At 56.6% G+C, this 12,265-nt stretch carries 10 protein-coding genes and 2 pseudogenes; 8 read left to right on the top strand and 4 right to left on the bottom strand.

Going from position 1 to position 12,265, the window contains the following annotated elements; genetic code table 11:
* Positions 1-306 precede the first annotated feature (306 nt).
* Together RHIBUN_RS0110790 and RHIBUN_RS0110785 are read left to right on the top strand one after the other, a co-directional pair.
* Entirely contained in the window at positions 307-1,245 is a 939-nt protein-coding gene (locus RHIBUN_RS0110790) for an MBL fold metallo-hydrolase (protein WP_025659576.1), read from the top strand.
* 451 nt (positions 1,246-1,696) lie between these two features.
* Entirely contained in the window at positions 1,697-2,140 is a 444-nt protein-coding gene (locus RHIBUN_RS0110785) for a nuclear transport factor 2 family protein (RefSeq protein ID WP_025659575.1), read from the top strand.
* Positions 2,141-2,819: 679 nt separating this feature from the next.
* On the opposite strand, the pseudogene RHIBUN_RS33295 reads toward RHIBUN_RS0110785, so the two are convergent.
* From RHIBUN_RS33295 to RHIBUN_RS0110765, 4 genes and pseudogenes are all read right to left on the bottom strand, one after another.
* Positions 2,820-3,107, bottom strand: a pseudogene (locus RHIBUN_RS33295) (hypothetical protein).
* A 491-nt stretch (positions 3,108-3,598) separates the two neighbouring features.
* On the bottom strand, positions 3,599-4,072 hold the full coding sequence (locus tag RHIBUN_RS0110775; RefSeq protein WP_025659574.1) for a nucleoside deaminase: 474 nt from the start codon (positions 4,070-4,072) through the stop codon (positions 3,599-3,601).
* 905 nt (positions 4,073-4,977) lie between these two features.
* Positions 4,978-5,337 (bottom strand): Rid family hydrolase, encoded by a 360-nt coding sequence (locus RHIBUN_RS0110770; protein WP_025659573.1) that lies wholly within the window; start codon positions 5,335-5,337, stop codon positions 4,978-4,980.
* A gap of 109 nt (positions 5,338-5,446) precedes the next feature.
* The gene (locus RHIBUN_RS0110765) at positions 5,447-6,307 is read right to left on the bottom strand and encodes a LysR substrate-binding domain-containing protein (RefSeq protein ID WP_025659572.1); all 861 of its coding nucleotides are present in this window, start codon (positions 6,305-6,307) and stop codon (positions 5,447-5,449) included.
* 298 nt (positions 6,308-6,605) lie between these two features.
* Between RHIBUN_RS0110765 and speB the strand changes: the two genes are divergently transcribed.
* The 6 genes and pseudogenes from speB to cmoA all read left to right on the top strand — a co-directional run bounded on the left by speB (position 6,606) and on the right by cmoA (position 12,258).
* On the top strand, positions 6,606-7,667 hold the full coding sequence (gene speB / locus RHIBUN_RS0110760; RefSeq protein WP_025659571.1) for an agmatinase: 1,062 nt from the start codon (positions 6,606-6,608) through the stop codon (positions 7,665-7,667).
* A 51-nt stretch (positions 7,668-7,718) separates the two neighbouring features.
* A complete protein-coding gene (locus RHIBUN_RS0110755) occupies positions 7,719-8,510 on the top strand; it encodes a transporter substrate-binding domain-containing protein (RefSeq protein ID WP_025659570.1) in 792 nt (263 codons plus the stop codon).
* A gap of 36 nt (positions 8,511-8,546) precedes the next feature.
* Positions 8,547-9,215 (top strand): amino acid ABC transporter permease, encoded by a 669-nt coding sequence (locus RHIBUN_RS0110750; RefSeq protein WP_025659569.1) that lies wholly within the window; start codon positions 8,547-8,549, stop codon positions 9,213-9,215.
* Positions 9,212-9,859, top strand: coding sequence for an amino acid ABC transporter permease (locus RHIBUN_RS0110745; protein ID WP_025659568.1), 648 nt, complete (start codon positions 9,212-9,214; stop codon positions 9,857-9,859). Before RHIBUN_RS0110750 ends, RHIBUN_RS0110745 begins: the two co-directional genes overlap by 4 nt.
* A gap of 568 nt (positions 9,860-10,427) precedes the next feature.
* Positions 10,428-11,093, top strand: a pseudogene (locus RHIBUN_RS33290) (sulfatase-like hydrolase/transferase); the annotation flags it as partial.
* A gap of 403 nt (positions 11,094-11,496) precedes the next feature.
* Positions 11,497-12,258, top strand: a complete 762-nt coding sequence (gene cmoA / locus RHIBUN_RS0110725; protein WP_025659565.1) for a carboxy-S-adenosyl-L-methionine synthase CmoA — start codon at positions 11,497-11,499, stop codon at positions 12,256-12,258.
* The last annotated feature ends 7 nt before the right edge of the window (positions 12,259-12,265 follow it).

The raw sequence follows: 12,265 nt of genomic DNA, 5'->3' as shown, positions 1-12,265 counted from the left end.
TTTTGATCCTGCCTATGACCGGCAGGGATCGTATGCGACCTACGAGAAAGAAAAATAGATATACCAAGGTTAGTAACGGCGGTCGGGAAAAGGACAGTCGATAACGCCTGCCTTTGATCACGCGGGACGAAGGCTTTGGCAGCCAGTGGGTTCTGTAGGAAAGCATGGTCACTGAGGCCGTGGCGCTCGGTCGTCCCAAATGAGCCCCCAAACCTAAGCATACCTCGACCACATCTCGTCCCCGATCTAGGGTTCCGATCGCGACCTATGACCGACAGCTCTCAACAACCCAATCAGGAGCCTATCATGTCGACGGTAGAAGCAAGACCGACCACCACATCGATCCCCGGGGCAATGCTCGGTAACCCGCAGGACGAGCTGGTCCCCTCGCGCTATGCAGTGCGCGTCGGCGACATCGACGTACTTGTGATCAGCGACGGCGTGCTGACGCCGCCGGCCGAGTCAATGGCCACCAACGCCGACCCAGCAACCCGTTCGGCTTGGCTGGACGACATGTTCTTGTCGAAAGACGCTTTCGACTGGGCTTTGAATGCTGTTGTCGTGCGCAGTGGCAGCCAGACGATACTGATAGACACCGGTCTGGGGGAGGAATATCCGGACTTCCCGCGGGCGGGCTTGTTCGTCCAGCGGCTGGAGGCGGCTGGAATCGATCTTGCGGCCGTGACCGACGTCGTCCTCACCCACATGCACTTCGACCACGTTGGCGGATTGCTCGCTGAAGGCGTGAAGGAACGGCTGCGTACGGACCTGAGGGTTCACGTGTCGTCCGCAGAAGCCGAATTCTGGAAGTCACCCGACTTCTCTCGTACGGCAATGCCGCCGCCACTTGTGGAACTCGCACGGCGTGCGTCTCTCGAATTCTTGGGTGAATACAGCAGTCACCTTCGAACATTTATCGACGAGGCCGAGGTAGCACCGGGCGTCGTTGTCACTCGCACGGGTGGCCATACTCCAGGACACAGCGTTGTCCGCCTGACGTCAGGTGGCGAACGACTGATGTTCGCGGGCGACGCCATATTCCCGGTTTCGTTCGAACACCCGGAATGGCATAACGGCTTCGAACACGATCCGGAGGAAGCAACCCGCGTTCGGCTTCGCCTTATGCGCGAGCTTGCGACGAACGGCTCGTGGCTTGTCTCCACGCATTTGCCATTCCCGTCTGTTGGCCGGGTGGCGGCGGCTAACGATCTATTTCGCTGGGTTCCGGTGTGGTGGGATTTCTGACGGCTGAAGCGCATTAACTCGATAACTGCCGTGTTTGATTCCGCTTTCGTGGCTCGATCCCGGCTCGTTGTAACGCCCGCTTGATCTGCGGCTAAAGCGGGCGTTGTTCGGAGCAAGGCGGCACTCGTGGGGCACGATTGATTTGCGCTTGACCTCAACGACAATCAACCTCGCGCTCAACCTTCCGATTTCTGACATACTACGACACGGGGACGACGTTGATCGATACCTATGTCGGGCTGGCTGCGACGTGCGTCAACGCGCCATCTTCCGCCTCGGGTGCACCGACCATCCGCCTTTTGCTCCCGCGCTATGAGTGACGAGTAGCTGTAGTTGGCACTTTTCGATCGCTCATGCCTAGGACGCGCACACACGATCCCATGAATCTTTAATGCCGGTGTCGGCTAGCTCGACTCTTGTTCGTCCTTGATGAGAAAAAGGAGGATCCAGAATGAACGATGAAAAAGCCCCCACCAGCGACGATGAAGCAATTGCCGCGATGTTGATGATGCGCGCGACCGCGATCAGGGAAAGAAACGCCAAGGATGCATTGTCCTATGACGCTGAGGATTCTGTCGAGTTCTCGCTGGCGCCGCCCCTCGTTCATCACGGAAAGGATAAGGCTGGTCTCCAAGCATGGTGCGACACCTGGGATGGTCCGATCGGCGGCGAGGTCGAGGATGCAAAGCTGACAATCGGCGTCGACGTAGCCTTTTGGAGCGGGCTGGTCCATATGACGGGTACGAAGACGGAGGGGACAAACGTTGATCTCTGGTTCCGGCAGACGCTCGGGCTCGTGAAGCGCAATGGCCGTTGGTTGGTTGCCCACCAGCATGAGTCTGTTCCGTTCGCCATGGATGGCAGCGGTCGCGCTCTGCTGGATCTGAAGCCCTGACGGAGCCAAGAGGAGCTCCTCCACAAGCGGGTTTTCCGAGGGTGTCAATCCGCGCTTGTATTGTGGCGAGCTATCATTGCTGCCTCCATTGAATGATCTGGTCGATACTGTCGGAATAGCGAGTAGTGGCTGAACACGAAGTCCCTTGATCGGCCGGAAATACGGCGTCGATCTCAGGCGATGACTTATAGACATATGTCAGACGCGCAATCATCGTTTCGTCCGGAAATGGGAGGTGCCGTCGCGTAAAGTCCTCACGGCGATGACGGTGCCAACGACTGCGAGGATGTCGTTATTCTTTCCGGCTTCACGGGCCACCGTGATCAGATTCCAATCGCGGTATCCTTGGGGAGAGCGGGCCGTTGACGAGATCGGACGTTTCGACGCTAGGAAACAGCGGGAAGGAACCCGCCATAACACGGGAATTGGGGAATGTTCCAATCGCGCGGGACAAAAATAAGTGCCCCCGCAGGAGTGCTGACAAGCGGGGCACCTAGGCTGTTTACAGTTTTGAAAAATGGAACAGCGGAGACCGGAATATCTTGCCGTTCCATCCGCCGAAACGAATCACGCGGTAATTCAATCGCAGCCTCTCGGGACGGGACGCATTCGTAAGGTGTCCCTACCAGGTGATGCTCGCTCGCTCGGGTACACCGGTCGTCGCCTGGCGCTCTGCGCCTTACTTGTTCTTAAGTAGCCAGACCTTCCCGGCCATCGTGATCCCGTAGACGTCTTTCGAGTTGTCATCGTCGAGATGCCGCCGCTCTAGGAAGCCATGTCCATTTAGCTCATCCAAAGTTTTAGCTGTTACGGACTTCACTTTCTGGGGCCGTTCCTTCCAGCGGTCAGACTTCGCGTAAGTCACCGTTGCATTCTGGTGCGTCTATTTACTCGACGGTTGCGGATATAGATCTCCGTCCTTGGCGAGTTTTAATGCGGCAATCTGCGATGGGGTAAGCTCAATCATGTTTAGGGAACCTGTGTCGTTTGAAGACGTCGTCCTAACACAATCCACTGGCTTTGCACGCCCAGCTTTTTCCCAATCATTGCGGCCGTGCACAGTCGAAAGCATGGGCGTCCTAAGTGCGACGGATTACCTGTAAAATCGCTCCAACCGCACGCGCGAGCCTTTGCCAGCACCATTCTAGTGCCCGAGATAGGTGCCGAAAACACCGATGATGGTGACAACCTCCCAGTGCGCCTCCCAAACCTGAAAAATGCACTTAGGACATTGCCATCAATTTGCAGCTTGACGGTGTGTTTCCGTGTCGCTTCGATGATGGGTGGTCTGCTTCCCGCTGTTAGCTTGCCGCACAATCCTTGCCGCGCATCGCGTTATGAATTGGCCGTTTAAAGCTGCGCGAACTTTTCCACTGTCGCAACTATTGGCGTGATCCGAAGGGTCATCAACCGCAAGCGGCCCTGTCTGCGCCATTGGATTATGACCACCCAACGAAGCTATGCCCTGCCAAGATGCTTCGGCCAGAATTCCATATGTACTTTTGCGGCTTCGTCTTGAAGGTTCGTCGGACCAACCACGGTGACGACGCGCGCGCCGGTTTGCAAAATCGACCGGCTCGGCACGTTCAACCCGATCCCAGCGATCTCGCCAAGCCGCGTTTCCGAGCACGCAAACACCATGCGCCCGATACCCGACCAGTAAATTGCCCCCGAGCACATCGCGCAAGGCTCCGTGCTGGTGTAAATCGTGCAGTGATCGAGAAAAGCACTATCGTAGTGCTTTGCCGCCAGCTTAACCAGATTCATCTCGGCGTGGTTGGTCATGTCGTGGTCGGTATAGACACTGTTTTCAGCGCGCAGGATTATGTCGCCGTCCTTGACCAGCAGCGACCCAAACGGTTCGTCGCCGTGTTCTACCGCGGATTTCGAAAGTGCAATTGCCTCGTGCAAAAATGGCTCGTGGTTTTCCATCGAAACGTCCCCAAACACTAGAGCGGCTTGAATTTGCCTTGAATCGAAGGGATTTCCAAGGTGCTGCTGATGATCCTGGCGGATAATGTGGCGTTCCGCGCTTCGAGATCGGCGACACCGTGGGCGGGTAACGAGTGCCGATAGTCACCATGCTCTCCTGAGCGGTTGCCGAGGCCGCATGTTGTCGATGATTTGGTTCCCGCTCCCGCCCCGAGAGTAAAAGACATGCGGACGTGATGGCCCATCACGTCAAGCTCTTTTCAACCGCCTATTCCTTTTGCCCATTGTCATATCGGGTTGAATTGTTTTCTTGAGCTTTCACTTTAATCGCCTGATGGCAAAGTCACCGCCATCCAGGCCACTCCTGGCAGAGGAAAATGACGACGGTTTAGGTGAAGTGACGGTCGAGCAAACTGCCACGATGGGTCCAAGCGGCCATCCCATCGTCGCGGCCTTACGGCTGAGTACCGGTAGACGGATTTGCCGGAGCGCCGGCCGGCGGGCTTACGGGAACCACTGGCTTCGGAATAGATCGAGAAATCGCGGGCGGTGTGGATGCAGTTGAAGTTGGGTCGGTTGTCGTGCCACCCCACTGGATCCATGCAAATGCGACTACCAAAATGATGGCGGCGAGAGCAATCCAGGGACCCCAGGCTCCGCCTCGGCGTGCAAGTGGCGTCGTGCGAAGATCGAGGCCTTTACCAGAATTAGGCTCATAGGGCATTGCATTTCCTCCATTGATAGAAGGTAAATGCCGTTACACGTCGTTTGTTCCTGCAGGAACGCACGATCACGCGTGTGACCACTGGTTAGAAACAGTCACCAAATTTAGTCCGCAGCTGAGCCCACGTATCGACTGTGTCCCTGCGACGACTGTCACTGCAATAGGCATGGCGTCAACACCTTCACGGCGAGGCGAACTCTTCGGTTTTCCGCCAGGCGATCACGTCTATGCGGATATCGCACAAGCGTGGCAGAGTCTGATCTTCAAAAGTGGTTCTCCGAGGTGTCGTGCCGGCAGCTACCCATCCTTCCCAAACGGCATTCATTTCGTCAAAACCCATGAGATCCCGAAGCCAGATGTTAGCTTGAATCAGTTCGTCCCTGTCGGTGCCCGCCTCTTTGAGAAGGGCATCAATGCGATGAAGAATTTCGGTCGTTTGCGCACTTACGCTGTCTCCCGCGGCGGTGCTGGCGATCTGGCCGACAATATGGACTGTTTGGAGTGGCGTTTCCTCGTCCACGGACGAGTGCTCGATAGCCATCGGCCGGTATCCTTGTTTCACTTGGCATGCCGGTTGCTGCCGAAGGTCAGATTGCAGCCATCGCGCCAGTTGAACAGGCTGTTTTATTTTTCGCGGCTATAACGGGTCGTTATGGGCGGTCCGCCATGGCGGTGTGTCGTGACACGAACTCGACGAGATAACGGACGCCCTCGGATGCCTCGGACTGGGCATAGAAGCCAATCTCGATCCGCACTGCGCCAGGTAGGTCGGCGGCCTTGTCCAGCGCACGACATCCCTCGGGGATAGTGGCTTCAAGCACAGGACCGACGCCAATGCCGACTCTTACCGCCGTTGCCATCGCGACTAACGTGGAAGCAACGCATGCCGTCTTCCATTTTATGTTCCGCTGCGACAACGTCGCGATGGTGCGGACATTCCAGGGGCAGCTCTCATCAAACATGATCACCGGGAGCGGCCTGCTTGCGTCGACCACGAAATCCGATCTGACAACCCAGGTGAGATACTCGGTCCAGATCAGGATAGGTTTCCGATTGAGGACGGTGATATCGCAAACAACGATATCGAGTTTCCCTTCTTCAAACATCTCTGCCAGACGCCGGTTGGGCTCGACGATTATATCGATATCAATCTTGGGGTTCTGAGCCCTGAAGTCACGAAGGATATTGATCAGTCGACTGGCGGCGAAGTCCTCGACGACTCCGAGACGGATGCGCCCTTGAAGTATCTTTCCGGTGAGCCTGCGGCCGACCTCGTCGGACAGGACCACGATCTCTCGGGCGTAGGCCACCATGATCTGGCCGTGAGCGGTGAGGTCAAGTCCTTTGGACGACCGGGAAAAGAGCGTTACCCCGACAAGCTCCTCGAGCTTGCGGATCTGCATGCTCACTGCCGCTTGAGTTCGGTGCAATTTGGCAGCAGCGCCGTTGACAGTGCCGATTTCGGCGACCGTCAGAAACGCCCGCAACAAGTATGAATCGAGATCAAGCATTAGGCGGGTTCTTCGTCTGCGTTAACCAGCCGTGCGACGGTCCCCGTCTTCGGCTAAGCCTGGACATTGTACGATCTGAAGTTCATGCGCAACGGCCAAAGCTTTGCCGTCGTCTGTAATGTCATTATCGCCCCCGCGCTAAGAACTATAAGATTTTCTGAACGGCCCGGCCGCTGAATGCTGCAATGGGAGTGACTGGAGTATCAGAAATCGTTATAGGCCCTCACGAAATATCAAGGTTGTAAAGCCTTTTGGCTCGGCGAATGATGGCATCTCGGATCAAACGGGGGAGCTTATCTTGACGATTGACCAGGATTTTCTGGAGGACCTACGCCGTCGCTTCGGCAATGCCGCCGGCGGTGAAATGCAGGATCCACACTTTCGCGAAGTTGCGGCAAGCGTCTTCAAGGATGGCGACAGCCGCAAATGGCCTTTTGCCGATCCGGCGACCTTCCTTGGCGCGTCCTTCATCGAGAACGGCATCAGGCCGGAGGTTTTGGAGGCCCTTGATGTAGCTCTTATCGGTGTGCCAATGGACCTTGGCGTAACCAATCGAGCCGGATCACGGTTGGGTCCGAGGGCTGTCCGGGCGATCGAACGTGTCGGACCCTACGAGCATGTTCTTCGGGTCGCGCCGATGGGCAAGCTCAAGGTTGCTGATGTCGGTGACGTTCCGATGAAAAGCCGCTTTGATCTCGCCGGTTGCCACGCCGACATCGAGGCCTGCTACCGCAAGGTCGCCAATACCGGAGTGATCCCCTTGTCCGTGGGGGGTGACCATTCCATTTCCGGCGCGATTCTCAAGGGATTTGCAAGCCGTACTCCCGTTGGAATGATCCACATCGATGCCCATTGTGATACGGCCGGGCCATATGAGGGCTCCAAGTTCCATCACGGCGCACCGTTCCGGGAGGCTGTCCTCGCCGGTGTCCTCGACCCCAAGAGAACGATCCAGATCGGCATTCGAGGAGGAGCCGAATACCTCTGGGAATTCTCGTTCGCTTCGGGCATGACGGTTATACACGCCGAGGAAGTCGCGGAGATGGGCATCAAGGCCGTCATCGCGCGCGCCCTCGAGGTTGTCGGTTCCGGCCCGACATATATCAGTTTTGATGTCGATAGCCTGGATCCCGCCTTTGCGCCGGGAACTGGAACACCGGAGGTTGGTGGACTGCTTCCGAGAGAAGTTCTCGCCATGCTGCGCGGTTTCCGAGGTGTTAATCTCGTCGGCGGCGACGTGGTGGAGGTCGCGCCGCAGTATGACGCGACTACCAATACTGCCCAGATAGCCGCACAGGTGCTGTTCGAACTGCTTTGCCTTGCCATGTTCAGTCCGTCCGCACGCAAGCGGGCGGCCTGAAACAGTCGGATCTGTCGTCAAAATCCAGAACCAAGAAAAAGGGAACATAAAATGAATATGAGCAAACTAGGAAGAACCATCGCCGCTGCTGCCGCATTCACTCTGGTCGGGCTGTCGGCACATGCCGACGACCTCGCCGACATCAAGGCCGCCGGCCAAATCAGTGTCGGCATTTTCTCTGATTTCCCTCCATTCTCGTCGGCCAGCGCCGACATGAGCCTCAAGGGATATGATGTCGATGTCGCTCAGAGCATTGCCGACAGTCTTGGTGTAAAGCTCAACCTCGTAAGCGTCACCGGACAAAACCGAATTGCCTATCTGAACGACAAGCGTGTCGATATTCTGATGAGCGTCGGCTTTTCCAAGGAGCGTGCCGAGGTCATCGATTTTGCGGCTGCCTACGCCCCGTACTACATCGCGGTCATAGGCCCGGCAGCTGTCTCGATCAAAGGCAAGGATGACCTCGCCGACAAGACGATTGCGGTTAACCGCGGCACGCTCGAAGACACCTCGTTGACGGCCGCAGCACCGGCATCGGCAACGATCCAGCGCTTCGAAAACTACAATTCCGTCATACAGGCCTTCATTTCTGGTCAAACCGAGTTGATGGTGGTCGGAAACGATGTTGGAGCGCAGGTCCTGGCACGCCAGGACGCGTTGAAACCCGAGCAAAAGTTCCAGCTCTTGACGTCGCCTTCGCACATCGCCCTCCGCAAGGGCGAGGAGGGTCTCAAGAGCACGGTCAATGACGTCGTTGCCAAGATGATCTCCGAGGGGAAACTCGACGCAAGCTCGAAGGCCTGGTTGAAGACGCCACTCAACCCTGAAAATCTCAAGGATTGATCGAAATGAGTGCTCCCCGCCGTGAAAGGATTGGCGATGTCCTATAGCCTTGGCTTCGACTGGCTCTGGGGCGGTGCGGGAGCGCTCGCATATGGTGCGGGCATGACACTTTTCCTGATTGCCTGCACCACCGTCTTCGGGACGGGGCTCAGTGTCTTCGGTGCTGCTGTGCGAAGAGGTCGGTACGGCTGGTTGCGACGGGCAGTTGGCATCTATGTTGAAGTGATCCGAAACACGCCGTTTCTTGTCCAGTTGTTCTTCATCTTCTTTGGCCTTCCAAGCATTGGAATCCATCTCAATCCTGTAACAGCGGCAATACTCGCCATGACCCTCAACATGGCGGCCTATACGACCGAGGTCATAGGCGCCGGCCTGGATGCGATCCCGAAAGGGCAAAGCGAAGCGGCACTGGCGCTGGGGCTGAAGCCGAGATACGTGTTTTTTAAAGTCGTCTTGCCTCAGGCGCTAAAGGTTATCTTCCCGGCCCTGACAAGCCAGATCGTTATCATGATGCTGGAATCAGCCGTGGTTTCGCAGATTTCCGTTCGGGAACTGGCGCAGGAGGCCGATCTTTTGCAGGCCCGCACGTTTCGTTCATTTGAGACTTATCTGGTCGTCACCATGATCTATCTTGCCATGTCGGCAAGCCTCAGGCGGTTGCTGATCGCTGGTGGTCGTCGGTTCCTTGGAGCGGGAATATCATGATCGAGTTCACGTTCTGGGATATTTTGCGCAATCTTGCCTTCGCGACGCGTTGGACAGTGCTCTTGTCGATCGCCGCCTTTTTCGGCGGGGCAACGGTCGGCATGGCAATCCTCTTTGCTCGGATATCGCAGTCCTTTTGGCCACGGCGGCTCGCGTCAGGCTACATAGCGCTATTCCAGGGAACACCGCTGCTCATGCAGCTTTTCCTGATGTTCTTTGGATTGCCCATGTTGGGATTCCGGATTGAGCCTTGGACGGCTGCCGTGTGCGGGCTGACGCTTTATGCCAGTGCCTATCTGGCCGAGATATGGCGCAGCGGTGTCGAGGCACTTCCACGTGGCCAGTGGGACGCGGGCGCAAGCCTTGGTCTGCACCGCCTGCAGGAACTTCGGCTTATCATCCTACCACAGGCTTTCCGGATAACTCGCGCGCCGACCGTCGGGTTTCTGGTGCAGCTGATCAAGAGTACCGCCTTGACGTCCATTCTCGGCTTTGAGGAACTGATGAGGACAGCAAATGCGATCAACAACGCCACGTTCGAGCCCTTCAAGGTTTACGGCCTCGTTGCTGCAATCTTCTTTGCCCTGTGCTATCCGTTGACCGAGTACGCGCGAAAGCTCGAGAGAGACGCCCCAATTCGTTGATAACGGCTTAGGGAGAGACCTTACGGATTTCCTTCATCGCACCAGCCATAGATTGGGACCATCCGTTAGCTGGGCTTCCTGCCGGGCCTCCACTTTATCGGCCTTGACTTTGCCTCCACGCTCAGCTCAGGCATCATTTTGGCGATCGCGGCTCCTCGCCTTATCGAACCTATCGCAAGGCATTTATGACGGCGTCCAATCTGGGCGGAGGCGTCGCCGTCAGCCAATTCCTCGTACAGGCGGTGTCCGTTTCATCCCCTCGGCGACATTGCCGTTGAGCGACGCAAAGGGCTCCAGCGATGGCAGCCGCGAAAATCGCATCGTCGCCTTTTCCGTTTCAGGTAACTGTCAGCAACCGTCTCCAAAACGCGCGTTTGCGGTGGAGTGGTGTAATTGACGAAAATGCCCGGACATATGAGCTCACTGCGGCCGAGGATCGGAAGCATCCCGCTCTGCATACTGACAAGCTGCTACATCGTCCTATTCTGCAACAACACGTTCTGGCGGAAGGCAACCGACTATCTCGGAAGCGGAAGCGGTTCGTTGTACCTCGCGATGCTGGCCCTGTTCGTCGGGCGGTAAGGGCGTTGCTGATAGTGTCAAATACCTCGACTTGGCGAATTCGAAAGATCCGCAATTCTGCCGGGGAGGCGAGTGCCTGGACGGCATCTTCCTAAACAAAGTTGATGGCTGGTTGGACCACGTCAAAGGCGATAGCGTTCTGGTGCTCCATCAGCTGGGCAGCCACGGACCCGCTTACTATCTACGATGTCCCGAACATCAAGGTAGGTTCGTTCCCGACTGCCGTACCCCGGAGCTTGGCAAGTGTTAGACCGGGGAGATCGTCAATGCCTATGACAATTCGATCCTCTATACGGACGACTTCATCGCGACTATTATCGACCGCCTCAAGTCCCGTTCGGGCAAGATGGCGACGGGCCTGATCTACATGTCCGATCATGGGGAGCCCCTCGGCGAGAAGGGGCTCTACCTTCATGGAACAGCGTACATGTTTGCTCCCTCGCAGCAGAAACACGTGCCGTTCCTAACGTGGGTTGACAACGACTTCAGTAAGTCGATGGATCTGGACACGGTTTGCCTCCGAGAAGAGGCACTTGCCGCGACGTCTCACGACAACCTGTTCCACAGCGTGCTCGGCATGATGAATGTGCAGACGTCGGTTTACGACAAGCGGCTCGACGTATTCGCAAAATGCAGGAGTCGAAATTCGTGAGCATCGTTTCCACGCGACAGCAACACAACGGAAAGGAGCGCGATCGGGTAAATGTGCTTGTCGTCGAAGACAACTTCGACATCGGGGACGCGGTATCGTCTCATATGGTGGCTGATGGGCATCTCGTTGACTACGCGCTGAGGATGTTGGCCTGCCTCTCGAACCTGCCTGGATCACCACGGCGATGGGGAACGCCTCCGTGGAGTGGCGGTTCTTCGGTTCATTACCATGGGCACGGTCGGTCTTTCTGTGGCTTCGCGCGGACCGGTCGAAGCATTCCGCCCGGCGGTGTCAATGGCGTCGCTTTCAGGTAGCCGTCAGAATATTATGACAGAATCGGCGGACGCCGGGTGTGCAGGGGAAAAGCACGCCCTTTTGACATTGCTATATATTTGGAGCGGACATGACCGATAAGTCTAGCCGTCTTGTGCTGCATACGAATTCACGTGACGAGGTGTTTGCCGACGAAGGCAATGCTGTTGCGGATTTCTCATTCAACTCCACCGTCGCGAATGTCTTCGATGACATGGTCAGCCGCTCTGTCCCGTTCTACGGAGAGATGCAGCGGATGGTTTGCGAGTTGGCCCGGGACTTTGCTCAGCCTCAGTCCAACCTCTACGACATTGGTTGTTCGACGGCCACGACGCTCCTCGCACTCGACCACGTCGTCGACAACCACGTGGACTTCGTCGGTATCGACAATGCCCCCGAGATGCTCAAAAAAGCTGCTGAGAAGATCGAGGAGTCGGGAACAAACCGATCTATCGAGCTCGTCACAGGCGACCTTCACCGCGGCTTCTCCGTAGAAAACGCCAGCGTCGTGACGATGTTGTTAACTTTACAGTTTGTACGTCCGCTGTTCCGCGAACGGGTCATGAAAACGATCTACGACGGTCTCAACGAACACGGATGCCTGCTGCTGATCGAGAAGTTGACCAGCGAAGACACAACCTTCAACAGGCTTTTCATCGACCACTATTACGACTTCAAGCGGCGTAACGGATACTCCTCGACCGAAATATCGAAGAAGCGGGAGGCGCTGGAAAACGTCCTCATCCCTTACCGCCTCGAGGAGAACACCCAATTGCTCAAGGAGGTGGGCTTCAAGAGCACGGAAGTGTTCTTCCGTTGGTATAATTTCTGCGGCATCGTCGCGGTTAAGTGAGACAAAG

Origin of the sequence: Rhizobium sp. IBUN, assembly GCF_000510625.1 — a bacterium.
Taxonomy (GTDB): Bacteria; Pseudomonadota; Alphaproteobacteria; order Rhizobiales; family Rhizobiaceae; genus Rhizobium; species Rhizobium altiplani.
The sequence above is the reverse complement of the archived record's forward strand: the minus strand, read 5'-3'. Positions and strand labels throughout refer to the sequence as shown.